Raw genomic sequence first — 23,123 nt, 5'->3', positions numbered from 1 at the left:
CCCACAATGGGTGCTGTATCGGGCCTAGAGGCCCAGCAAGGACAACATGATGAAAGTCGCGAACAACACAAAGTGGGTCATGCCTTCGATGGCATTGGTTTCACCATCATTGAGGTTGATCGCGCTGACGATCAGGGTGATGAAGATCATCACCGTCTGCACCGGAGTCATCGCCATCTGGAAGGGCTGGCCGGTGTAGAGGGCCATGGCCTCCATCACCGGTACGGTGAGGATCACGGTGGACAGCGACGCGCCCAACGCGATGTTCACCACCGACTGCATGCGGTTCGCCAGGGCGGCGCGCAGGGCGGTGAGGATTTCCGGTGCGGCGGAGATCGCGGCCACCAGGATCGCCGTGACCACCGGCGGCGCGCCCGAGCCTTCCAGACCCAGGTCGAGGGCCTTGGACATGACTTCGGCCAGGGCGCCGATCACCACCACGCCAAACACCAGGGCACCGATGGAAAACGTCAGGCTGATGGGTTCCGGCTCGTTTTCCACCGGTTCTTTCTTGCGGCGTTTTTCCGGGTAGCTGTAGCTGAAGAAGTAACTGTGGGGCCCGACCTGCATGCGCAGGAACAGGGTGTACAGCACGATCATCGCGCCGATGGTGAAGGCCGAATACATTTTCCAGTTCTGCTGGGGAATGAACTCCGGCACCACCATCGACACCCCCATGGCGGTGAGGATCATTACGCTGTAGGTGCGCGCCGAATCGTCGTTGTAGGCCTGCTCGCCATGCTTGATCCCGCCCATCAGCGCCGCCAGCCCGAGGATGCCGTTGATGTCCAGCATCACCGCCGAGTAGATCGTGTCCCGCACCAGTGTCGACGACGCTTCGTTACTCATCATGATCGCCAGGATCACCACCTCCACCAGCACCGCCGACAGGGTCAGGATCATCGTGCCGTAGGGGTCACCGACTTTTTCCGCCAGCAGTTCGGCGTGATGGGCCACGCGCATGGAGGCGGCGACGATGAAACCGATCAGCACCAGGCCGCCGACCAACGCGACCAGCTGCCCGTTGCCCAATAGCCAATGTTCCAGTGGGTAGGCGATGAACGCGGCGATCAGCGCCAGCAACAGCAGTTTTTCTTGCTTGAGCAAAGTGAGCATCGCGGGCCTGTCAGCGTGGGCGGGTCATGAGCTACAGACTGTAGGGGGCGGCGAACGTTTCGTTCGAGTGTGACGCACCAGGGAGTGGCGAGTGGCTGGCAGGTGCACCTTTATCGATCTGGAGGGCCTCATCGCGAGCAAGCTCGCTCCCACAGGTCATGCATGCCTTTGTGGGAGCGAGCTTGCTCGCGATGGCTGCCCCGAAAAGATCGCAGATTTTGTTGTCCTGTTGGTCAGCATTTTGCATTGGTGCTGCACAGCCAACCTCACAACAAAATGGAGTTCGAGTTCATGCACAAACGCCCCTTGAAGAAGTTGCTTTGCGCCGTCGTCGCAGCCGTCGGCCTGGGCGCCGGCCTGAATGCCAGTGCCGCCGACCCGCTGAAGGTCGGCTTCGTCTACATCGGCCCGATCGGCGACCACGGCTGGACCTATCAGCATGAACAAGGGCGCAAGGAACTGGCGGCGAAATTCGGCGACAGGATCACCACCAACTACGTGGAAAACGTGCCGGAGGGGGCCGACGCCGAGCGGGTGATCCGCAACATGGCCAAGGACAAATACGACCTGATCTTCACCACCTCCTTCGGCTACATGAACCCGACGCTGAAAGTCGCCAAGCAGTTCCCCAAGGTGATCTTCGAACACGCCACCGGCTACAAGCAGGACAAGAACCTGGGCACGTACCTGGCTCGTACCTACGAAGGCCGCTACGTCGGCGGTTTCCTCGCGGCCAAGATGACCAAGACCAAGAAGATCGGCTACGTTGCCTCCTTCCCGATCCCGGAAGTCATCCGCGACATCAACGCCATCCAACTGGCCCTGAACAAATACAACCCCGGTACCGAGATCAAGGTGGTGTGGGTCAACTCCTGGTTCGACCCGGGCAAGGAAGCCGACGCCGCCAACGCGCTGATCGACCAGGGCGTGGACGTGGTGTTCCAGCACACCGACAGCCCGGCGCCGATCCAGGCCGCTGAACGACGCGGCGTCTATGCGGTGGGTTACGCTTCGGACATGGCCCACTTCGGGCCCAAGGCGGTGCTGACCTCCATCGTCAACGACTGGGGCCCGCATTACATCCAGGCGACCCAGAGCGTGCTCGACCATGACTGGAAATCCCAGGACTACTGGGGCGGCCTGAAGGAAGGCACGGTGAAACTGCCGATCAGCGATCTGGTGCCGGCAGCGGTCAAGGGCGAAGCCGAGCAGATCATCGCCGACATCGAGAGCGGCGCCTTCCACCCGTTCACCGGCCCGATCAAGGACCAGGCCGGCGTCGAGAAAATCCCCGCGGGCGCGAGCGCCAGCAACGCGGAACTGGCATCGATGAATTACTACGTCGAAGGCATGAAGGCCGAGATTCCCAAATAGTCCACAAACCCAACCCACAATGGGGCTCCTATTTCAAGTCAGGAAAGCCGCATGAACAGCCTGCCCATCATCGACATCAGCCCGCTCTACGGCGATGAGCCCGACGCCTGGCAAGCCGTCGCCGGGCAAATCGACCGCGCCTGCCGCCAGTGGGGCTTTTTCTACATCAAGGGCCACCCCATCAGCCCGGCGCGCATCGCCGAGGTGCTGGACAATGCGCAACGCTTCTTCGCCCTGCCCGTCGAAGAAAAGCTCAAGATCGACATCACCCAGACCCGTCACCATCGCGGCTACGGCGCCGTCGCCACGGAACAACTGGACCCGACCAAGCCCAGCGACCTGAAGGAAACCTTCGACATGGGCCTGCATTTGCCGGCCGATCACCCCGAGGTGATGGCGGAAAAACCCCTGCGCGGCCCCAACCGGCACCCCGACCTGAGCGGTTGGGCAACCCTGATGGAGCAGCATTACCGTGACATGCAGGCGCTTGCGCAAACCCTGCTGCGGGCCATGACCCTGGCCCTGGGCATCGACCGGGACTTTTTCGATACGCGCTTCAACGAGCCGGTGAGCGTGCTGCGCCTGATCCATTACCCACCCCGCGATGCCGCCAGCTGCGCCGAACAGCAAGGGGCTGGAGCTCATACCGATTACGGTTGCATCACCCTGCTCTACCAGGACGCCGCCGGCGGCCTGCAAGTGCGCAACGTCAACGGCCAGTGGATCGACGCGCCGCCTATCGACGGAACCTTCGTGGTCAACCTCGGCGACATGATGGCGCGCTGGAGCAACGACCGTTACCTGTCCACGCCGCATCGGGTGATCAGCCCGCTGGGAGTGGACCGTTATTCGATGCCCTTCTTTGCCGAGCCGCACCCCGACACGCTGATCCAATGCCTGCCCGGTTGCCAGGACGACGCCCACCCGCCAAAGTACCCGACCACCACTTGCGCCGAATTCCTGCTCTCGCGCTTCGCCGACACCTATGCTTACCGACGGGAGCCCCACGCCGTGTAGTGGATCAGCCGGTCAGGTTTTACCCGACAGGGCGGCCAGCCCCCTGTAGAATGCCCGCCATCGCTTCGCTGATGAGAAAAGACCATGTACGACTGGCTGAACGCCCTGCCCAAGGCTGAACTGCACCTGCACCTGGAAGGCTCCCTGGAACCCGAGCTGCTGTTCGCCCTGGCCGAACGCAACAAGATCGCTCTGCCATGGAACGACGTCGACACCCTGCGCAAGGCCTATGCCTTCAATAACCTCCAGGAGTTCCTCGACCTGTATTACCAGGGTGCCGATGTGCTGCGCACCTCCCAGGATTTCTACGACCTGACCTGGGCCTACCTGTTGCGCTGCAAGGCGCAGAACGTGATCCACACCGAACCGTTCTTCGACCCGCAAACCCACACAGACCGTGGCATCCCGTTCGAAGTGGTGCTCAACGGCATCGCCGCCGCCCTCAAGGACGGTGAGCAGCAACTGGGCATCACCAGCGGCCTGATCCTGAGTTTCCTGCGCCACTTGAGTGAAGAACAAGCCGAGAAAACCCTCGACCAGGCGCTGCCGTTCCGCGAGGCCTTCGTGGCCGTGGGCCTGGACAGTTCGGAAATGGGCCATCCACCGAGCAAGTTCCAGCGGGTCTTCGACCGCGCGCGCAACGAAGGCTTCCTGACCGTCGCCCACGCCGGCGAAGAGGGCCCGCCCGAGTACATCTGGGAAGCCCTGGACCTGCTGAAGATCCAGCGCATCGACCATGGTGTGCGGGCCATCGAAGATGAGCGACTGATGCAGCGGATCATCGACGAGCAGATTCCATTGACCGTGTGCCCACTGTCCAACACCAAGCTGTGCGTGTTCGACGACATGTCCCAGCACAACATCCTCGACATGCTCGAACGCGGTGTGAAGGTGACGGTGAACTCCGATGACCCGGCCTACTTCGGCGGCTACGTCACCGAAAACTTCCATGCCCTGCACACCCACCTGGGCATGACCCAGGACCAGGCCAAGCGCCTGGCGCAGAACAGCCTGGATGCGCGGCTGGTAAAACCTTAGTCCAGACAATCAACCCTGTGGGAGCAAGCTCGCTCCCACAGGTTTTTTGATCGCCTACAGATCCACGGTTGGACACGGATCCAATTGTGGGAGCGAGCTTGCTCGCGATGGCGATATATCAGTCGACATCGATGTTGCATGCCAGACCGCTATCGCGAGCAAGCTCGCTCCCACAGGGGGGTGGCGTTTAATCGGCCACCGTACCCTCACTCAACTCTTCCAGCGTCTTGCCCCGGGTTTCCATCCCGAACACCCAGACCACCCCCGCCGCCACGGCGAAGCACAACGCCCCCAGGGCGAATACACCGCCCTGGCCGGTGATGGGAAACACCAGGCCGGTCACCAGGGGGCCGAGCAGCGAACCGATACGCCCCACCGCCGAAGCGAAGCCCGAACCCGTGGCCCGCGCCGAGGTGGGGTACAGCTCCGGCGTGTAGGTGTAGAGTACCGCCCACATGCCGAACAGGAAAAACTGCATCAGCAACCCGGTGCCGATCAACAGGCCGACGTTGCCACCAAACACCGCGCTCTGACCATACAGAAACGCCATCACCCCGCCGCCCAGCAAGGTGATGATGCACACCGGCTTGCGCCCCCAACGCTCCACCAGCCAGGCCGCCATCAGGAAGCCGGGAATCCCGCCCAGGGAAATCAGCACGGTGTAATACACCGACTGGGTCACGGCGAACCCCGACTGCTGCAACAACGCGCTGAGCCAGGACGTCAGGCCATAAAAACCGAGCAAGGCAAAGAACCAGACGCTCCAGATCATCATCGTGCGCTGGCGATACAGCGGTGACCAGATCTGCGCCAGGGCCGAAAAGAAATTGCCCGGTGTGCTCTCGCCCCTCGGCAGGCGAATCGGTTCCGGCAGGTCGCGCCGTCCCAGCGAGGCCCGGACCTTGTCTTCGATTCGCTTGAGCACGGCATCCGCTTCATCGCCCCGTCCGGCCTGCTCCAGCCAGCGCGGCGACTCGGGAATGAAGAAGCGAATCGCCAGGACAAACACCGCCGGCACCGCCAGCACCAGGAAAATGTCGCGCCAGCCGATCACTGGCAGCAGAAAATACGACAGCACCCCCGCCGCCACGAAACCCAGCGGCCAGAAGCCGTCCATCAAGGCGATGTAGCGCCCTCGACGCTTGGCCGGGATCAACTCCGAGAGCATCGACTGGGCAATCGGAAACTCCATGCCCATGCCGATCCCCAGCAGGATACGAAACAGCGTCAAGGTCTCGACGTCCTGCGCGGTGGAGCACAGGTAACTGGCGATGCCCCACAGCACGATGCTCCACTGGAACACCGGCTTGCGCCCGAAACGGTCGGCCAGCATGCCTGACAGCGATGCACCCAACACCATGCCGAAGAAGCTGGAGCTGGCGAGCAGACCGGCCTGGGCGGTGCTCAGGCCGAACTCGGCTTTGATCGAGCCCAGCAGGAACGTCATCATCGCCAGGTCCATGGAGTCGAAGAAAAACGCCAGGGCGATGATGATGAAAATCACCCGGTGATACCCGCTGATGGGTAACCGCTCCAGGCGTTCCGCCGCGCTGTAACTGTGAGTGTCCATGTTGCTGCCCCCCAATCCGAAAAAATTCCCCGGATCGAGTGTGCGCGAACCTTGCTGGCGGCTATTGCTGAATACGACCTGTCGACAGCCCTCAGCGACGCGCCAGGCGAGTTCCCTAGAACGCCATCTCTACGGCATCCTGCCGGGCGAACCGGTGGATTTCCTGCTGGCCCAGCGTCGTCACCTGCAAGGCCCGCGAATCGTTGGGCAAGGTCAGCCAACCCGACTGCATGAACAGTTGCAGCAACGCCGCCCCCAGCGCGCCTCCCAGATGCGGACGACGCTCGCTCCAGTCCGGGCAAGGGCAGGCGACACGGGCGTTGCGATGGGCCAGGGCCTGGATGAACAGGCCACGCTCGGCCAGTTGACTGGCGCCCTTGTGCGTGACGATCACCCGTTGCTCGAACTGCTCGATCCACCCCGCGTCGAGCAGGCGCTGGTAGAGATCGGCCGCCAGGGTTCCCCCCAAGTGATCGTCGCACAGCCTGGCCCGCATCAACGAAGCGGGGGCCGACGGGGCCTTGGTCGGCATGACCCGGCGCTTGAAGACATCCGGAATCTGCCGGGGCGTACTGACCAGGGTCGCGCTGGCCAGCGCTTCGACGGCCGCGCCGATTTCAGGCGCGGCCAGGCGGAAAAACCGCTTGCGCCCCCGGGCTTCGACTTTCAACAGGCCGCCGGCGGACAAGCGTCCCAGGTGCGCGTTGGCCGAGGACGGCGACAAACCGGCGAGCAACGCCAACTCTTCGGCCTGGCGGGCCGTGCCGTCCATCAAGGCCCACATCATTGCGCTGCGCTTGGGGTCAGCCAGCAGCGTGGCGATCTGGCTGATGCAAGGTGCATGTTCCATGTATTCACTCCCTGTTGAATCATTCGTCTACTGCTCTGGCGCAGGCGGTCGTTAGTATAAGCGCGACGATCGAGCTTTCCTGTCCTCCGGAAACCTTTGGAGGCGATTGTTCATGAGGGAAAAGTCTCTATTTGCGCGCGACTAATGGCCTGCCCCCGTCGGGAGTGGAAATCGAGCCGTCAACTCACCGCAGCGAGCCTGGAGCATGTCCCGCAGAAGTTTGATCGGTTTGCTCAATTGCGCCCGGTGGGCACACAGCAGATTGAGGGGCGCGCGTTCGCATCGCAGGTGCGGCAAGAGGATTTTCAAACGCCCGGCCAGCACGTCAGTGGACACATCCAGCCACGATTTATAAGCGATCCCGGCCCCCGCCACCGCCCAGCGGCGCACCACGTCGGCGTCGTCACTGAAACGGTCGCCACTGACGGTGAGGCTCACCTCCCGCTTGCCGTCATGAAAAGCCCAGCGGTCATGGACCCGGCTGCCCAGCATGTACAGCAGGCAGTTGTGTTGGGCCAGTTGTTCCAGTTGATGAGGTTCGCCCCGGCGAGCCAGATAATCCGGCGACGCACACAGCACCCGACGGTTGTCCGGGGCGACAGGCAAGGCCACCAGGCTCGAATCTTCCGGCTCGCCATAACGCAGGGCGATGTCCACCGGCTGCTTGAACAGGTCGGCCATGCGATCGCCCAGCAGCAGTCGCACCGTCAACCCGGAGTGCTCGCGCTGGAACGCATCCAACCAGGGCAGCAGCAGGTTGCGTCCCAGGTCCGACGGCGCGGACAACTGCAACACCCCGCTGACCTGGTCCTGGCCGCTGGTCAACAACCGCCGGCCTTCGTCAAGGCTGCTCAATGCGGCCCGGGCATATTCGAGAAAACCCTCGCCTTCGGCCGTCAGGCGCAAGCTGCGGGTAGAGCGGGCCAGCAGCCGGGCTCCAAGGTGCTGCTCGATCCGTTTCAACGCAGCACTGGCCACCGCCGCCGACAGGTCCATGACCCTGGCCGCGGCCGAAAGACTGCCCAGGTCCGCTGCCCGGACAAACAATTGCAAGTCATCGAAGCGAAGCATCACGCGCCCATTATCAAAAAAGTATTGAAAGAGCCTGTTGTTTTAGCTGGTTTTATCTCGACTATAAATAGCTAAACATGACCTTCATCGAAACTCACCTCACGGAGCCGCTTCATGAAAGCCATTGCCTACTACCACTCGCTACCCATCACCGACCCACAATCGCTCCAGGACATCGAGCTGCCGGAACCAGTCGCCGGCCCCCGGGACCTGCTGGTGGAGGTCAAGGCCATTTCGGTCAACCCGGTGGACACCAAGGTCCGCCAGAACGTCCAGCCCGAAGATGGCGTCGCCAAGGTGCTGGGCTGGGACGTGGCCGGCGTGGTCAAGGCGGTGGGCAGCGAGGTCACGCTGTTCAAGGCCGGGGACAAGGTGTTCTACGCCGGCTCCATCGCCCGGGCCGGTGGCAACAGCGAATTGCACGTAGTGGATGAACGCATTGTCGGCCACATGCCCAAGACCCTCGGTTTCGCCGACGCGGCGGCGCTACCACTGACAGCCATCACCGCCTGGGAATTGTTGTTCGAGCGCCTGAATATCAAGGAAGGCCAGGACAACCAGGGCCAGAGCCTGTTGATCGTCGGCGCCGCCGGCGGCGTGGGGTCGATCCTGACGCAACTGGCCAGCCAACTCACCGGGCTGAAGGTGATTGGCACCGCATCCCGTGCGCAAACCCAGGAATGGGTGCGCAACCTGGGTGCCGACCTGGTGATCGACCACAGCCGTCCCTTGAGCGAAGCATTGAAGGAAGCAGGCCAGCCCCAGGTGACTCACGTCGCCAGCCTGACCCAGACCGACCAGCACCTGGACCAACTGGTCGAAGCCCTCGCCCCCCAGGGCAAACTGGCGCTGATCGACGATCCCAAGGCGCTGGACGTGACCAAGCTCAAGCGCAAGAGCCTGTCGTTGCATTGGGAATTCATGTACACCCGCTCGCTGTTCGAAACGGCTGACATGCTTGAACAACACAAACTGCTCAACCGCGTGGCCGCGCTGATCGACGCCGGTACGCTGAAGACCACGGTGGGCGAGCATTTCGGCACCATCAACGCCGAGAACCTGCGCCGGGCCCACGCCTTGCTGGAAAGCGGCCAGTCCAAGGGCAAAATCGTGCTTGAAGGTTTCTGACCGGACATCAACCCCGCTGAGCTCTGTAGGAGCTGTCGAGCGGAGCGAGGCTGCGATCTTTCCCCTGACACTTGTGTCTCAAGCGAAAGATCAAAAGATCGCAGGCTTCGCCAGCTCCTACAGAACCAGCGGGAACAAACTCCCTCGCCATTATCCGGCGACTAACCGTCAGTCCGAGAATTGACCGTTGTCACAACTCCGATCGTATTCGGGTCTACACTCGAGGCCTTTGCAACGTAATCTTTTCGTGAGGAGGTCAGCAATGAAGATCCTGATAAAAGAAGTGGCAAAAAACCAATGGCAAGTGCGTCTTGACCGGCACGTCGTCACCTTCCGTACCGAGGCCGAAGCCCAGGCTTTCGCCACCACCTTGCAAGCGCGGATCCTCGCGCCCCATCACTTCCCCGAACAGCAGCAGCGCGCGGCCGGCTGAGTCAGCCCTCGCGACTGGCCTGGGCCAATGCCCGGGCATTTTGCAGGCGACGAGTCAGCATCGCCGCGCTCACCACCAACAGCCCGCAAAGGCTGATGACCAGCGCCATTGGCACGGCGGTGCCGTTATGCAGCGCCGCCACCAACGCGGCTGCCCCGGCGGCGACGGAAAACTGCAGGCATCCCAACATCGCCGAAGCACTGCCGGCCCGGGCGCCCTGCCCGTTCATGGCGCAGGCCGAGGCATTGGGCAGGATGCAACCCAGGCTGGCGATGCAGATAAACAGTGGAACCAGCAGCGGCCACAACTGCGCAGGTTGCAATGAACTGACGGCCAGCAGGCTCAGCCCCGCGCCCAGGTAGACCCATACCGCGCGGCTCAGCAGGAACGCCGGGCCGCGCTTGGACAGCAGCCGGGCATTGACCTGGGCGACCAGGATGAAGCCCGCCGCATTGGTGCCGAACAGCCAACCGAAATGTTCGGCCGGTACACCGTAGAGCTTGATGAAGACGAAAGGCGAACCGGCGATGTAGGCAAACATCCCGGCGATAGCGATGCCCCCCGTCAGCGCGTGGCCGAGGTAGACGGCATCGGTCAATAACCGACCATATTGGCGCAACGCCCCCGACAACGGTTGCCGAGGGACATGATCCGGCAGGCTTTCCGGCAGCCACAAGGCCACTGCCGTCGACGCCACTGCGCTGAACACGGTCAGGGCAATGAAAATTGACTGCCAGCCATGCAGGTTCACCAACAACCCGCCGAGCATCGGCGCGAGAATCGGAGCCAGGCCCATCACCAGCATCAACTGCGAAAACACCTTGGCCGAACCCACCGCGTCGCATTTGTCGCTGACTACCGCCCGGGAAATCACCATCCCGGCGCATCCGCCCAGGGCCTGGACGAAGCGGGCACCGATCAGCCATTCGAGGTTCGGCGCATAGGCGCAGGCCAGGGACGCCAGGGTAAACAAGCCGACGCCCGTCAGCAGCGGAATGCGCCGCCCGAAGCGATCCGCCACCGGCCCATAGGCCAGTTGCCCGATGGACAAGCCGAGGAAGTAGGCCGCCAGGGTCAACTGGATATGTTTTTCGTCAGTACCGAAGGCGGTGGCCATCGCCGGAAAGGCGGGCAGGTAGAAGTCGATCGCCAAGGGACCGAAAGCGCTCAAGGCGCCAAGAATCAGAATGGTGCGAAGGTTCATCGGGCGTCCAGCTCAGGCGTCGTTCGACAGCCCGACAGTCTAGCCGTGCCGGGCGCTCTTGAACATTCCGATAGGTCGCTAACGATTAAAAAACTTCAGGCAGGGCTGACTTCATAGCCTTCTTCCTTGATGGCCGCGAGCACGGCATCGGTCGCCAACGAGCTCTGGACCCGGACGGTCTTGGCACCCAGGTCGACTTGCACGTCCGCCGCCGGATCCTTGGCCTGGACAGCCTGGGTGATGGCCTTGACGCAGTGACCACAGGACATGCCCTGGACATTGAATGTTTGCATGGGATGACTCCTTTGGATTGAGGTTGCCGCCAGTCTCAAGCTTGCCATCATGGCAAGGTCAAGTTCTGACAAAAACTGCCGGGCTGGCAATCGGCATCGCCGTCAGCCAAGCTGCACACATCAAGGATTTCACACCGGAGGTTCAGCCATGCGCTGGTCAGCGTTCAGTCTGTTTTGCATGCTCGGTTTTTCAGCGGTGGCGCCCCAGGCCTCTGCCGTCGGCGAAGACTATGGCGTGTTGATCATTTCCCGCGAGCGCCTGGAAGTGGCGACCAGTTGCGAAATCGGCATCTACATCCAGGATCAACTCTCGGCCCGGCTGTTCCAGGAGCAGAGCACCTCGTTCAACCTGCCGCCGGGCCAGTTTTCCTTGCGCCTGAAATTGCTGCCGGGACAGGCGCCGGGTTGCAACCCGGGCATGCTCGCGCCTGGGTCGCAGAACATCACCCTCAAGGCCGGGGACATCTTGAAGTTCCGCATCGCCATGAATGAACAAGGTATGTACCTCAAGCAGGCTGGGCTCGGTTACTGACACGCCACTTGAACTTGTGGCTGCGAGCCCCTGTGGGAGCGAACTGGCTCGCGATGGCGATCTAACATCCTTCATGGATGTCGACTGAACTACCGCTATCGCGAGCAAGCTCGCTCCCACAGAGGATTGGCGCTTGACCTTGCCAGCATGGCAAGGTTGATCCTGTAGTCATTCACTACAGGGAGCGTGACCGATGTCCGGATCCACCACATTCGATCTACCCATTGCCGGCATGACCTGCGCCAGCTGCGCCGGGCGGGTCGAGCGGGCCTTGAGCAAAGTCGCCGGTACCAGCGCCGTCAGCGTCAACCTGGCGACGGAACTGGCGCGTGTCCAGGCCCCCGAAGGCAGCCTGCCGGCCTTGAAGCAGGCCGTCGAACAGGCAGGCTATAGCGTTGCGGTTCACACCCTGGAACTGAACATCGAAGGCATGACCTGCGCCTCCTGTGTCGGCCGGGTCGAACGTGCCCTGGGCAAGGTCGACGGCGTGAACAGCGTCAGTGTCAACCTGGCCAACGAGCGGGCCCACCTCGAACTGCTCGGCCAGGTGGATGCGCAAACCCTGATCGATGCGGTCAAGCGCGCCGGCTATGACGCCAAGGTCTGGCAGGCCGAGCAGGTCGCCGACACGCAGAACAACCGGCTGAACCGAGAACGCCTGGCCCTGGTGCTGGCGATTGTGCTGTCAGTGCCGTTGGTGCTGCCCATGTTGCTGCAGCCGTTCGGCGTGCATTGGATGCTCCCGGCCTGGGTGCAGTTCGCCCTGGCGACGCCGGTGCAGTTCATCTTCGGTGCGCGTTTCTACGTCGCCGCCTTCAAGGCCGTGCGGGCCGGTGCCGGGAACATGGACCTGCTGGTGGCCCTGGGCACCAGCGCTGGCTACGGCTTGAGCCTCTATGAATGGGCGATGGCCCGTCCCGGCAGCATGCCGCACCTGTATTTCGAGGCTTCGGCCGTCGTGATCGCCCTGGTGTTGCTCGGTAAATACCTGGAAAGCCGCGCCAAGCGCCAGACCGCCAGCGCCATCCGCGCCCTCGAAGCCTTGCGCCCGGAACGGGCGATCCAGGTGATCGATGGCCGGGAGCGGGACGTTGCCATCAGCGCCCTGCGCTTGAACGACCTGGTGCTGGTCAAGCCCGGCGAACGCTTCCCGGTGGACGGCGAAGTGCTGGAAGGCCAGAGCCACGCCGACGAAGCGCTGATCAGCGGCGAAAGCCTGCCGGTGCCCAAGCAGCCCGGTGACAAGGTCACCGGCGGCGCCATCAATGGCGAAGGCCGGTTGCTGGTCCGCACGCAAGCCCTGGGCACCGAAACCGTCCTGGCGCGCATCATCCGCCTGGTGGAAGACGCCCAGGCCGCCAAGGCGCCGATCCAGAAACTGGTGGATAAAGTCAGCCAGGTCTTCGTACCGGTGGTGCTGGTGCTGGCCCTGGCGACGTTGATCGGCTGGTGGCTGTACGGTGCGCCACTGGAAACCGCGCTGATCAACGCCGTCGCCGTGCTGGTGATCGCCTGCCCCTGCGCGCTGGGCCTGGCGACGCCCACGGCGATCATGGCCGGCACCGGCGTGGCGGCGCGCCACGGGATTCTGATCAAGGATGCCGAGGCCCTGGAACGCGCCCATGAAGTCACGACCGTGGTGTTCGACAAGACCGGCACCCTGACCTCCGGCGCGCCGCGCATCGCCCACTTGACCGCCCTGGACGGCGATGAAGATGCGTTGCTGAAAATGGCCGGCGCGCTGCAACGCGGCAGCGAACACCCGCTCGCCAAAGCCGTGCTGGACGCCTGCGCCGAGCGCGGCCTGGATGTGCCGGATGTCAGCGACAGCCAATCCCTGGCCGGGCGCGGCATCGCCGGCAACCTCGCCGGGCAACGCCTGGCCCTGGGCAATCGCCGCCTGCTGGACGAACTGGGCCTGGACCCCGGCGCGCTGGCCGAATCCGCACAGGCCTGGGAAGCCGAGGGCCGTACGTTGTCCTGGCTGCTCGAACAAGGCGCGATGCCGCGGGTGCTGGGCCTGTTCGCCTTCGGTGACACCCTCAAGCCCGGCGCTCTCGCCGCCGTACAGGCCTTGAATGAACAGCACATCGCCAGCCATCTGCTCACCGGCGACAACCAAGGCAGCGCCCGGGTGGTGGCCCAGGCGCTGGAGATTTCCAATGTCCATGCCGAGGTACTGCCAGCGGATAAATCCGCCATCGTCCAACAATTGAAGCGCCACTCGGTGGTGGCGATGGTCGGCGACGGCATCAACGACGCCCCGGCCCTGGCCGCCGCCGACATCGGCATTGCCATGGGCGGTGGCACCGACGTGGCGATGCATGCCGCGGGCATCACCCTCATGCGTGGCGATCCGCGACTGGTACCGGCGGCGCTGGACATCAGCCGCAAGACCTACGCCAAGATCCGCCAGAACCTGTTCTGGGCGTTCGTCTATAACTTGATCGGCATCCCCCTGGCCGCGTTCGGCTTGCTCAACCCGGTGCTGGCCGGCGCGGCCATGGCCCTGTCGAGCGTCAGCGTGGTGAGCAATGCGTTACTGTTGAAATTCTGGACACCCAAGCAGTTGGAGGACAAGCGATGAACATCGGCCAAGCGGCCCGCCAGAGCGGCCTGAGCGCGAAGATGATCCGCTATTACGAATCCATCGGCCTGCTCAAGGCCGCTCATCGCACCGACAGCGGCTACCGGATCTACGGCGCCGATGACCTGCACACCCTGGCGTTCATCAAGCGCTCCCGCGACTTGGGGTTTTCCCTGGAAGAGGTCGGCAAATTGCTCGCTCTCTGGCAAGACCGCCAACGCGCCAGCGCCGACGTCAAGGCCCTGGCCCGGCAACACATCGATGAGCTGAACCAGAAAATCCGTGAACTGGCCGAACTGCGCGACACCTTGCAAGACCTGGTCGAGCACTGCCACGGCGATCACCGTCCGGATTGCCCGATCCTCAAGGAACTGGCGTCGGGGTGCTGCAAGAGTTGATGCCCACACAGACCGGCGGTGGACAGCAATGCTGTGAACAGCCGAAGCAAAACGGTGGGAGCGAGCTTGCTCGCGATGACGGCGGCACATTCAAAATCAATGCAAGCGGACCTACCGCTATCGCGAGCAAGCTCGCTCCCACAGGGATCAACGGCGACTTAAATCTCGGGCCCCTCCAAAAACCAATGTGGGAGCGAGCTTGCTCGCGATGACGGCGGCACATTCAACATCGATACAAGCGGACCTACCGCTATCGCGAGCAAGCTCGCTCCCACTGGAGGTCTGCGGTGGATAGGAGATTTTACAGCGCCCACAAAAAACCCGGCCATTGGCCGGGTTTCTGTTCAACCGATCATTGCATCCACGGCGGGGGTGGTTCTTCAGTCTTGCCAGGTGGGGCATCGTCGGCGGCGCGGACGGCCTGACGGCGTTCTTCATCCAGGCGGGCGGCCTCGATTTCACGCATGATCCCGCCGACATCCGCCAGTTCTTCCGGCTCGTCGAACTCGCCGGTCAACACGCTGGCCGGGTGCAGGGTGCCAGCTTCGTACAGCGCCCACATTTCCTTCGCGTACTTGGTGCGCTTGAGTTCCGGGGCAAACCGGCCGAAGTAGGACGCCATGTTGCCCACGTCCCGCTCCAGCATGCTGAAGGCATGGTTGTTACCCGCGGCATCCACGGCTTGCGGCAGGTCGATGATCACCGGCCCCGTCGGCGTCAGCAACACGTTGAACTCCGACAGGTCACCGTGCACCAGACCGGTACACAGCATCAACACGATCTGGGAAATCAGAAAGGCGTGATATTCACGGGCCTGGTCCGGCTCCAGCACCACATCGTTCAGGCGCGGTGCCGCATCGCCGTACTCGTCGGCCACCAGCTCCATCAGCAGCACGCCTTCGAGGAAGTCGTACGGCTTGGGCACGCGCACACCCGCGCTTGCCAGGCGGAACAGTGCCGCCACTTCGGCATTCTGCCAGGCGTCCTCGGTTTCCTTGCGCCCGAACTTCGAGCCCTTGGCCATGGCACGGGCCTGACGGCTGTTGCGCACCTTGCGGCCTTCCTGATACTCGGCCGCCTGACGAAAACTTCGCTTGTTCGCCTCCTTGTAGACCTTCGCGCAACGTAGCTCGTTGCCGCAGCGCACCACATAAACAGCTGCTTCTTTACCACTCATGAGTGGGCGCAGCACCTCGTCGACCAGACCGTCCTCGATCAGGGGTTCAATGCGTTTTGGAGTCTTCATCAGCTTTTATTGTGGGTCCTTTATTACCAAACACGCGAATGACAGTCGTTATACGGCAATCCTTCCTCCACGGGGAGGGGTTGCCGACCTATGAACCTGTGATGCACACAATGTGCCGGATCAATCGACGGCGTCGAATCATAGCCGAGACCGGCGCTGGCGTTGGCAACTCGATACCCAGGTATTTGCGACAAGAGCTGACAGGCATGTCTACCGACAACTCAATGCTTGAACAACTCCCCCGGCGTATACCCGAACATCCCCTTGAACGCGGCAATGAATGCGGACGTTGAATCGTACCCACACGACAACGCGGCGCTGGTGACGCTGTCCCCTTTCTCCAACGAGCCCAGGGACGACAACAAGCGCATGCGCTGGCGCCAGGCACGAAAGCTCAGGCCGGTCTCACGCTGGAACAGACGCATCAGGGTTTTTTCCGATGTGCCCAGACGTTCAGACCAGGCTTGCAAGGTGACGTTCTGTTCAGGCTGTTCGATCAATTCGTTACACAGCGCCAGCAAGCGGGCATGTCGCGGCAGCGGCAGGGAAAACCCCACTTCCGGCAACGTCGCCAACTGGTCCAGCAGCACCTGCACCAGCCGTTCTTCCTGGGTATCGCCTTGGGGATAATCGACTGGCAGCTGACAGAACACCTTGATCAACTCACGGGCCAGTGGCGTGACTTCCAGCACCCGACAGCGCTCATCGGCCCAGGGGCAGGCGTGACGATGGACATACAGGCTGCGCATTTCCGCCCGGGTGGAGGTCACCACCTGATGTTCCAGGTCGGCGGGGATCCAGATGCCCCGTTGTGGCGGGGCGAAGAAACTGCCGGCGGCGGTGTGTACGCCGAGAACGCCGCTGATGGCGTAGGAAAATTGCACCCAGTCATGACGATGGGCTTGCGTCCAGGAACCGGCGCTCAAACTTTCGACACGGGCGTACAGCGGCCTCGGCAATTGCGCCAGGTCGGGGATACGTCGTTCCAGCTGCTGGTGTCCGTTAGGCGGCATTGATTGGCCTTATGTCGCAAGACGACTGATGAGGACGACGTTAGGCTAAGTCGACTTTTCTTACAACATGCGGTGCCCTATGCATATCTTCAGACACCTCAAACGCATGGTGACCGACTGGTTCCTGTGCGGCATGGTGCTCGCCACGCTGCTGGCGTACTTCTTTCCCACCTTCGGCGCCACGGGCGGTGCCATGCATGCCGAATGGGTGGTCAACATCGGCATCTTCGTGGTGTTCTTCCTGCACGGGATCAACCTGTCCGGCGAGCAGATCCGCCACGGCCTGAAGAACATCCGGCTGCACGTGATGGTGCAGGCTTTCACCTTTGGCGTATTCCCGTTGCTCTGGCTGCTCAGCAACTGGCTGCTGGGCAGCCATGTGCCGGCGCTGCTGATGCTGGGGTTCTTCTACCTGTGCGCCCTGCCCTCGACGATTTCTTCCTCGGTGGCCCTGACTGGCAGCGCAAAAGGTAACGTGCCGGCGGCGATTCTCAACGCGAGCCTGTCCAGCGTACTGGGCATTTTCCTGACACCGTTGCTGGTCAGTTTCGTGGTCGGCAGCGGTGCCGGTGGCATCGACCTGGGTTCGACCTTGCTCGACCTGTGCATGATGTTGCTGCTGCCGCTGGTGCTGGGGCAGTTCCTGCGGCGTTGGCTGGCCGGTTTTTTCGGTCGCTACAAACGCTACACCAGCGTCATCGACAAGCTGGTGATCCTGCTGCTGGTCTACGCAGCCTTCTGCAACTCGATGGTGTCCGGCATCTGGCGCCAGCAAGGCAACGGCGTGTTGCTCAGCGCAGTGGTGGGCAGTGCCGTGCTGCTGGCAATCATCCTGTGGGCGACCACCCGCACCGCCCGCGCCCTGAAATTCAACAGCGCCGATGAAGTCGCCGCGGTGTTCTGCGCCAGCAAGAAATCCCTCGCCGCCGGGGTGCCGATGGCGGCGTTGATTTTCGGCAACCATCCCGGCCTGGGGCTGATTCTGTTGCCGATCATGATCTACCACCCGCTGCAGTTGATCGTCTGCTCGATCCTGGCCGAGCGCTACGCCAGCCAGCACAAGGCACTGGCGTCCCGCCAGGAGGGCGCCCTCGTCAACGCTCGATAATCGCCGTCACACCCTGGCCGGCGGCGGCGCAGATGGAAATCAACCCGCGACCTCGCCCGGCGGCATCCAGCAACTTGGCGAGGTTGGCGACAATGCGCCCGCCCGTGGCGGCAAACGGATGCCCGGCGGCCAGGGAACTGCCCTTCACGTTCAACCGACCGCGGTCGATGGACCCCAGTGGCGCGTCGAGGCCCAGGCGGGTCTTGCAATAGTCCGGGTCTTCCCAGGCCTTCAGCGTGCACAACACTTGGGCGGCGAACGCTTCGTGGATCTCGAAGTAATCGAAGTCCTGCAAGGTCAGGCCGTTGCGCGCCAGCAATCGCGGTACGGCGTAGACCGGGGCCATCAGCAACCCTTCAGCGCCATTGACGAAATCCACCGCCGCCGTTTCACCGTCGCGCAGGTACGCCAGTATCGGCAGGCCCCGGGCCTTGGCCCACTCTTCGCTGCCCAGCAGCACCAACGAGGCACCGTCGGTCAGTGGTGTGGAGTTGCCCGCCGTCAGCGTGCCCCTGGCACTTTTTTCGAAGGCCGGCTTGAGGGAGGCGAGTTTCTCCAGGGTCAAGTCCGGGCGCAGATTGTTGTCCCGGGTCAGGCCGAGAAACGGTGTCATCAAGTCGTTCTGCCAACCTTCGGCGTAGGACGCGGCCATTTTCTGATGGCTTTCCAGGGCCAACTGGTCTTGGGCCTCCCGGGGGATCTGCCAGGTCTGGGCCATCAATTCACAGTGCTCGCCCATGCTCAGGCCGGTACGCGGCTCGTTGATGCGCGGCAAGTCCGGCACCAGGTGCTGGGGGCGCAATTGCAGGAATATTTTGATTTTCTCGGCGGTGGTCCTGGCGCGATTGGCTTGCAGCAAGATCTTGCGCAACCCTTCATTGACCCCGATGGGCGCATCCGACGTGGTGTCGACGCCGCCGGCAATGGCGCTGTCGATCTGGCCCAGGGCGATCTTGTTGGCCACCAGCAGCACCGTTTCCAATCCGGTGCCACAGGCCTGTTGTACGTCATAGGCCGGCGTGGTGGGCGACAGCCGCGAACCGAGCACGCATTCGCGGGTCAGGTTCGTATCCCGGGAGTGCTTGAGCACCGCACCGGCAGCCACTTCGCCGATGTGCAAGCCATGCAGGTTGCAGCGTTCGATCAACCCCTCGAGGGCCGCCGTCAACATCGCCTGGTTGCTGGCGGTGGCATAGGGCCCGTTGGAGCGGGCGAAAGGAATGCGGTTACCACCGATGATCGCGACGCGGCGTAGTTGTGTCATGAAGAACTCCCCTGTAAGTCTGATGCACTGAGAAAACTCAACCGCCCCCTGTGGGAGCAAAGCTTGCTCGCGATGAACGATGACGCGGCCTACTGAAAAACGCGGTGTCTGTATCGCGAGCAAGCTTTGCTCCCACAGGGGTTCGGTGCCCTGGACAAAGCGCTCCCGCTCAAGCTTAGGCTTTATCTCGCCGATCGAACGACTGATTGCCAATCATGGTCCACACTTGGAACCTCATCAGTCGGAGTGTGTTCCATGTCTGACCGTTATATCGACTTCGCCAATTCGCCCATTGGCCGACGCATGGTCGGGTCCCTCGGCCTGCCATCGCCGGTACGCCTGGAGCGCTGGCAGGCCGGGCGGCTGCGGCCTATCGAAGGCGCACTGCTGCTGGGCGGCGGGCCGTTGACCGAACAGATCGGCACGTTCGCCAAGCGCCTGACCGACACCATTTTCATCTACGGCGGCGAACCGACCGTGGCCACCGAGTGGATCCCCGGCCACGGCCCGAAAATCAAGGCCGTGGTGTACGACGCCAGCCATTTGGTGCAGGTCGACCAGCTCAAGCAGTTGCGGGAATTTTTCCAGCCGCTGATGAAGAACCTCGACCACAGCGCCCATGTCGTCATCCTGGGACGCGCGCCGCAAAGCCTTGGCGATCCGTTCGCCGCCAGTGCCCAGCGGGCGTTGGAAGGTTTCAGCCGTTCCCTGGCCAAAGAGCTGCGCCACGGCGGGACGCTGCAACTGTTGTATGTCGGCGACGGTGCCGAAGCCCAGTTGGAAGGTGCGCTGCGGTTTTTCCTGTCGCCCAAGAGTGCCTTCATTTCCGGGCAGGTCATTCGCCTCGACGCCTGTGGCACCCAGGTCCAGGACTGGACCCGACCGCTTACGGGGCTCAAGGCGCTGGTCACTGGCGCGGCCCGCGGGATCGGCGCCTCCATCGCCGAAACCCTGGCCCGCGATGGCGCCGACGTGATCCTGCTCGACGTCCCCCAGGCCAAGACCGACCTCGACGCCCTGGCGGCTCGTTTGAGCGGGCGCAGCGTCACGCTGGATATCTGCGCCGAAGATGCCGCCTCCCAGTTGATCGAGCACCTGCCCGACGGGGTCGACATCGTGGTGCACAACGCCGGCATCACCCGGGACAAGACCCTCGCCAATATGACCCCGGAATTCTGGGACGCCGTGTTGGCCGTCAACCTCAACGCTCCGCAAGTGCTGACCAAGGCCCTGCTCGACAGCGGCACCCTGCGCGACAATGGCCGGGTCGTCCTGCTGGCCTCCATCAGCGGCATTGCCGGCAACCGTGGGCAGACCAATTATGCGGCGAGCAAGGCAGGGCTGATCGGCCTGGCCCAGGCCTGGGCGCCGCTGCTGCAACCCCGGGGCATCAGCATCAACGCCGTGGCGCCGGGCTTCATTGAAACCCGCATGACCGCCGAGATCCCCTTCGCCTTGCGCGAGGCCGGGCGGCGCATGAGTTCCCTCGGCCAGGGCGGCCTGCCTCAAGATGTCGCCGAAGCCGTGGCCTGGCTCGCGCAGCCGGGCACGGGCTCCGTGACCGGGCAGGCCCTGCGGGTATGCGGGCAAAGCCTTTTGGGAGCATGACCATGACGATCCAATGGCATGAGGTCAGCAGCCCGCCATCCATGTCCGGGCTCTATTCAAAAGCGGCGACGCGGCGCAAGGTCACCGGAACGACCTTGCCCGAGGAAGGCTTGCGCCAGGTGCTTCAAGTCGACCCGCAACGGCTGGCGGCCTATCGCAAAGTGTGCGGTTTCGTCGATAACGGACTGCTGCCGCCGACTTATCCCCACGTTCTGGCGTTTGCCCTGCAGATGCAATTGCTCACGGGGCGGGACTTTCCCTTTCCGCTGCTGGGGCTGATCCACTTGAACAACCGCATTCGCGTATTGCGGCCCATGGGCGGGGTCGGCCAGGTGCGGGCCAGCGTCCATGTCGAGAACCTGCAAGCCCATCCCAAGGGCGCGGTGTTCAATCTCGTGACCCACATCGATGACCAGTTGGGCCCTTTATGGGAGGCTGAGAGCCAGATGCTGTGCAAGGGGGTCCAGCTTGACGGCGCGCTGGTGGAAGACCGGCCGGATATCAGCCTGCCTTTGATGGAGGTGGCGCACTGGACCGCGCCGGCCGACATTGGCCGGCAGTACGCCAAGGTGTCCGGCGACTACAACCCGATTCACCTGAGCGGTATCAGCGCCAGGCTGTTCGGCTTCCCCACCGCCATCGCCCATGGCTTGTGGAACAAGGCCAGGACCCTCGCGGCGCTGGATGACCACCTGCCCGAGGCCAACATCGAGATCGAGGTGACCTTCAAGAAACCGGTGCGCCTGCCCAGCGAAGTGACCCTGCTGTCCAGCGCGGCGGGCTCCAGTGGGCAACTGCAGCTGGTGGGGACCGGGGCGCTGGAACATATGGAGGGAGAGTGGCGGCCGGTGACCTGAGCAGGGTCCATCCCTGTGGGAGCGAGCTTGCCCGCGATGGCGCTGGGTCAGCTCGCATCGAGGTCGAATGTGCCGCCGTCTTCGCGAGCAAGCTCGCTCCCACAGTTTGCTTCGGGGTGTTCATAGATTCGATGTCCACCGCCAACCCCTGTGGGAGAGAGCTTGCTCGCGATGGCGGTGGCTCAGCCTCCATCCATCTTGAATTCGCCGTCTTCAGCGCGGCGGGTAGTTGGACAGAATCCGCCCGACCGTCTCGCGCACGGCGGTGTTGCGGTCGGCCGGGTTGGGGGAGTTGCTGAGCAGTTGTTCATCGCTGCCACGCCACACCAGCTTGCCGTCCTTGCCGTCGAGCAGGTCGATCTGCACGGTGGCGACTTTGTAGCTGATGTTGCGGGTTTCGTTGTACATCGGCCCACCCCAGTAGCCATTCCACGGGCCACCCCAACCGCCGCCGTAGTTAGTGGTGACCTGCTGCTGGCGGTCCTCGACGATCAAATAGGCCTGGACCAGCACATCGCTGCGCCCGCCCGCCGCAGCCGGGCGCAAGCCGCGCTGGTCGAGTTGATCGGCCACCGCCTGGCGGATCCGCTGTTCGGTCAGGTCGCTCTTGATGCGTGGGTCATCGGGGCGATACTGCAGCGCCGGGTCTTTCCAGCTCCAACTGCGATACGCCGCAAAGTCACGGCTGGTGTCGAAGTCATGGTTGACCTGATTAGAAGCACAAGCCCCCAGCAACAGGGTGAAGGCCAATAGAGCAAGACGGCGAAACATGGTTTTTCTCCGTTGCGTAATCAACTTGGGGGATACGCCGACATGGCTTTTTCCACCGCCTCGCGAATGGCATCGCTGCGTTCGCTCTGGCTGCCCCGCTGGCCCGTCTCGGCGCTGGCGCTCCACACCGGCTGACCGGTGCGCGCATCGAACAGGTCCACCCGGACCACCACGACTTGCTCCTGATAGGTGCGCACCATCGGCACCGGATGGTACACGCCATAACCCGGACCGTAGCGGTCATACCGGTTATAGCCGCCGTAATAGCCGGCATCATAATCATCCCGGACCTGGCGCACGCGGGTCTCCAGGCGCAGGTCGGCGCTGACGAACAGGTCGGCGGGCCGGTTGTCATGCAGCGGCCGCAGGCCACGCTGGTCGAGGGCATTGCTCACCGCTTCGGCCACTTGGGCCGAATCCGCCCAGGCCGTGCCCGGCGGCAGGCGCCCGTCGCGCCAGGCCCAGCTGCGATAGCGCCCGTAATCACGGGGCGGCGCCGGGTAGGCGCTGCGGTCGAACACCGTGGCGGCCTGCGGTGGTGCCGGCGGCAACGGATTGGAGGTGGCGACATAGGGGTTGCTGCCCTGGCAGGCCACCAGCCCCAGGCACAGCACCAACAACCCTGAACGACCTTTCATTTCGCGC

Annotated in this window: 22 protein-coding genes; 11 read left to right on the top strand and 11 right to left on the bottom strand. The window is 63.1% G+C overall.

Annotated features, from left to right (window positions below):
- Positions 1-24: 24 nt before the first annotated feature.
- On the bottom strand, positions 25-1,116 hold the full coding sequence (locus tag BLU85_RS28495) for a calcium:cation antiporter (RefSeq protein WP_092205115.1): 1,092 nt from the start codon (positions 1,114-1,116) through the stop codon (positions 25-27).
- 291 nt (positions 1,117-1,407) lie between these two features.
- On the opposite strand from BLU85_RS28495, the gene BLU85_RS28490 reads away from it, so the two are divergent.
- From BLU85_RS28490 to BLU85_RS28480, 3 genes are all read left to right on the top strand, one after another.
- Complete coding sequence (locus tag BLU85_RS28490; protein WP_092205114.1) at positions 1,408-2,490, top strand: BMP family ABC transporter substrate-binding protein; 1,083 nt, start codon at positions 1,408-1,410, stop codon at positions 2,488-2,490.
- Positions 2,491-2,541: 51 nt separating this feature from the next.
- Positions 2,542-3,507, top strand: coding sequence for a 2-oxoglutarate and iron-dependent oxygenase domain-containing protein (locus BLU85_RS28485; RefSeq protein ID WP_092205113.1), 966 nt, complete (start codon positions 2,542-2,544; stop codon positions 3,505-3,507).
- An 84-nt stretch (positions 3,508-3,591) separates the two neighbouring features.
- Positions 3,592-4,545: an adenosine deaminase gene (locus tag BLU85_RS28480; protein ID WP_060739317.1), complete on the top strand. Its 954-nt coding sequence runs from the start codon at positions 3,592-3,594 to the stop codon at positions 4,543-4,545.
- Positions 4,546-4,732: 187 nt separating this feature from the next.
- Here BLU85_RS28480 and BLU85_RS28475 read toward each other — a convergent pair whose 3' ends face one another.
- From BLU85_RS28475 to BLU85_RS28465, 3 genes are all read right to left on the bottom strand, one after another.
- On the bottom strand, positions 4,733-6,115 hold the full coding sequence (locus BLU85_RS28475) for an MFS transporter (RefSeq protein WP_092205126.1): 1,383 nt from the start codon (positions 6,113-6,115) through the stop codon (positions 4,733-4,735).
- Between the two features lie 115 nt (positions 6,116-6,230).
- The gene (locus tag BLU85_RS28470) at positions 6,231-6,965 is read right to left on the bottom strand and encodes an ArsR/SmtB family transcription factor (RefSeq protein ID WP_092205112.1); all 735 of its coding nucleotides are present in this window, start codon (positions 6,963-6,965) and stop codon (positions 6,231-6,233) included.
- A 141-nt stretch (positions 6,966-7,106) separates the two neighbouring features.
- Positions 7,107-8,036, bottom strand: coding sequence for a LysR family transcriptional regulator (locus BLU85_RS28465; protein WP_092205111.1), 930 nt, complete (start codon positions 8,034-8,036; stop codon positions 7,107-7,109).
- Between the two features lie 114 nt (positions 8,037-8,150).
- Between BLU85_RS28465 and BLU85_RS28460 the strand changes: the two genes are divergently transcribed.
- Together BLU85_RS28460 and BLU85_RS31210 are read left to right on the top strand one after the other, a co-directional pair.
- Positions 8,151-9,164: a zinc-binding alcohol dehydrogenase family protein gene (locus BLU85_RS28460; RefSeq protein ID WP_092205110.1), complete on the top strand. Its 1,014-nt coding sequence runs from the start codon at positions 8,151-8,153 to the stop codon at positions 9,162-9,164.
- A gap of 262 nt (positions 9,165-9,426) precedes the next feature.
- Positions 9,427-9,597: a hypothetical protein gene (locus BLU85_RS31210; protein ID WP_170842341.1), complete on the top strand. Its 171-nt coding sequence runs from the start codon at positions 9,427-9,429 to the stop codon at positions 9,595-9,597.
- 1 nt (position 9,598) lies between these two features.
- Here BLU85_RS31210 and BLU85_RS28455 read toward each other — a convergent pair whose 3' ends face one another.
- Together BLU85_RS28455 and BLU85_RS28450 are read right to left on the bottom strand one after the other, a co-directional pair.
- Positions 9,599-10,801 carry a multidrug effflux MFS transporter gene (locus tag BLU85_RS28455; protein ID WP_092205109.1) on the bottom strand — a complete coding sequence of 401 codons (1,203 nt, stop codon included), beginning with the start codon at positions 10,799-10,801 and terminating at the stop codon, positions 9,599-9,601.
- Positions 10,802-10,896: 95 nt separating this feature from the next.
- Entirely contained in the window at positions 10,897-11,094 is a 198-nt protein-coding gene (locus BLU85_RS28450; RefSeq protein ID WP_092171253.1) for a heavy-metal-associated domain-containing protein, read from the bottom strand.
- 148 nt (positions 11,095-11,242) lie between these two features.
- On the opposite strand from BLU85_RS28450, the gene BLU85_RS28445 reads away from it, so the two are divergent.
- From BLU85_RS28445 to cueR, 3 genes are all read left to right on the top strand, one after another.
- Positions 11,243-11,626, top strand: a complete 384-nt coding sequence (locus BLU85_RS28445) for a hypothetical protein (protein ID WP_092171257.1) — start codon at positions 11,243-11,245, stop codon at positions 11,624-11,626.
- Positions 11,627-11,819: 193 nt separating this feature from the next.
- The gene (locus tag BLU85_RS28440) at positions 11,820-14,213 is read left to right on the top strand and encodes a heavy metal translocating P-type ATPase (protein WP_092205108.1); all 2,394 of its coding nucleotides are present in this window, start codon (positions 11,820-11,822) and stop codon (positions 14,211-14,213) included.
- Positions 14,210-14,611 carry a Cu(I)-responsive transcriptional regulator gene (gene cueR / locus BLU85_RS28435; protein WP_092205107.1) on the top strand — a complete coding sequence of 134 codons (402 nt, stop codon included), beginning with the start codon at positions 14,210-14,212 and terminating at the stop codon, positions 14,609-14,611. The genes BLU85_RS28440 and cueR overlap by 4 nt, the downstream gene beginning before the upstream one ends.
- A gap of 352 nt (positions 14,612-14,963) precedes the next feature.
- Here the strand turns inward: cueR and BLU85_RS28430 are convergent, their stop codons facing one another.
- Together BLU85_RS28430 and BLU85_RS28425 are read right to left on the bottom strand one after the other, a co-directional pair.
- Positions 14,964-15,857: a PA4780 family RIO1-like protein kinase gene (locus tag BLU85_RS28430; RefSeq protein ID WP_072410317.1), complete on the bottom strand. Its 894-nt coding sequence runs from the start codon at positions 15,855-15,857 to the stop codon at positions 14,964-14,966.
- A gap of 221 nt (positions 15,858-16,078) precedes the next feature.
- Positions 16,079-16,870 (bottom strand): AraC family transcriptional regulator, encoded by a 792-nt coding sequence (locus BLU85_RS28425; RefSeq protein ID WP_092205106.1) that lies wholly within the window; start codon positions 16,868-16,870, stop codon positions 16,079-16,081.
- 79 nt (positions 16,871-16,949) lie between these two features.
- Here BLU85_RS28425 and BLU85_RS28420 point away from each other — a divergent pair, with 79 nt between their 5' ends.
- Complete coding sequence (locus BLU85_RS28420; RefSeq protein ID WP_092205105.1) at positions 16,950-17,978, top strand: bile acid:sodium symporter family protein; 1,029 nt, start codon at positions 16,950-16,952, stop codon at positions 17,976-17,978.
- Here BLU85_RS28420 and BLU85_RS28415 read toward each other — a convergent pair.
- A complete protein-coding gene (locus BLU85_RS28415) occupies positions 17,965-19,242 on the bottom strand; it encodes an acetyl-CoA C-acetyltransferase (protein WP_092205104.1) in 1,278 nt (425 codons plus the stop codon). The genes BLU85_RS28420 and BLU85_RS28415 overlap by 14 nt on opposite strands.
- Positions 19,243-19,497: 255 nt before the next feature.
- Here BLU85_RS28415 and BLU85_RS28410 point away from each other — a divergent pair, with 255 nt between their 5' ends.
- Positions 19,498-20,850, top strand: a complete 1,353-nt coding sequence (locus BLU85_RS28410; RefSeq protein WP_092205103.1) for a 3-oxoacyl-ACP reductase — start codon at positions 19,498-19,500, stop codon at positions 20,848-20,850.
- A 2-nt stretch (positions 20,851-20,852) separates the two neighbouring features.
- A complete protein-coding gene (locus tag BLU85_RS28405) occupies positions 20,853-21,707 on the top strand; it encodes a MaoC family dehydratase (protein ID WP_092205102.1) in 855 nt (284 codons plus the stop codon).
- A 213-nt stretch (positions 21,708-21,920) separates the two neighbouring features.
- Here the strand turns inward: BLU85_RS28405 and BLU85_RS28400 are convergent, their stop codons facing one another.
- Together BLU85_RS28400 and BLU85_RS28395 are read right to left on the bottom strand one after the other, a co-directional pair.
- Complete coding sequence (locus BLU85_RS28400; RefSeq protein ID WP_092205101.1) at positions 21,921-22,478, bottom strand: DUF4136 domain-containing protein; 558 nt, start codon at positions 22,476-22,478, stop codon at positions 21,921-21,923.
- A gap of 20 nt (positions 22,479-22,498) precedes the next feature.
- Positions 22,499-23,116 carry a DUF4136 domain-containing protein gene (locus BLU85_RS28395; protein ID WP_092205100.1) on the bottom strand — a complete coding sequence of 206 codons (618 nt, stop codon included), beginning with the start codon at positions 23,114-23,116 and terminating at the stop codon, positions 22,499-22,501.
- Positions 23,117-23,123 lie beyond the last annotated feature (7 nt).

The sequence above is a fragment of the Pseudomonas sp. NFACC14 genome (assembly GCF_900106885.1).
In the GTDB taxonomy this organism is placed as follows: domain Bacteria; phylum Pseudomonadota; class Gammaproteobacteria; order Pseudomonadales; family Pseudomonadaceae; genus Aquipseudomonas; species Aquipseudomonas fluorescens_AA.
Note: the sequence above shows the minus strand (reverse complement) of the source record. Positions and strands in the feature narration are given on the sequence as shown.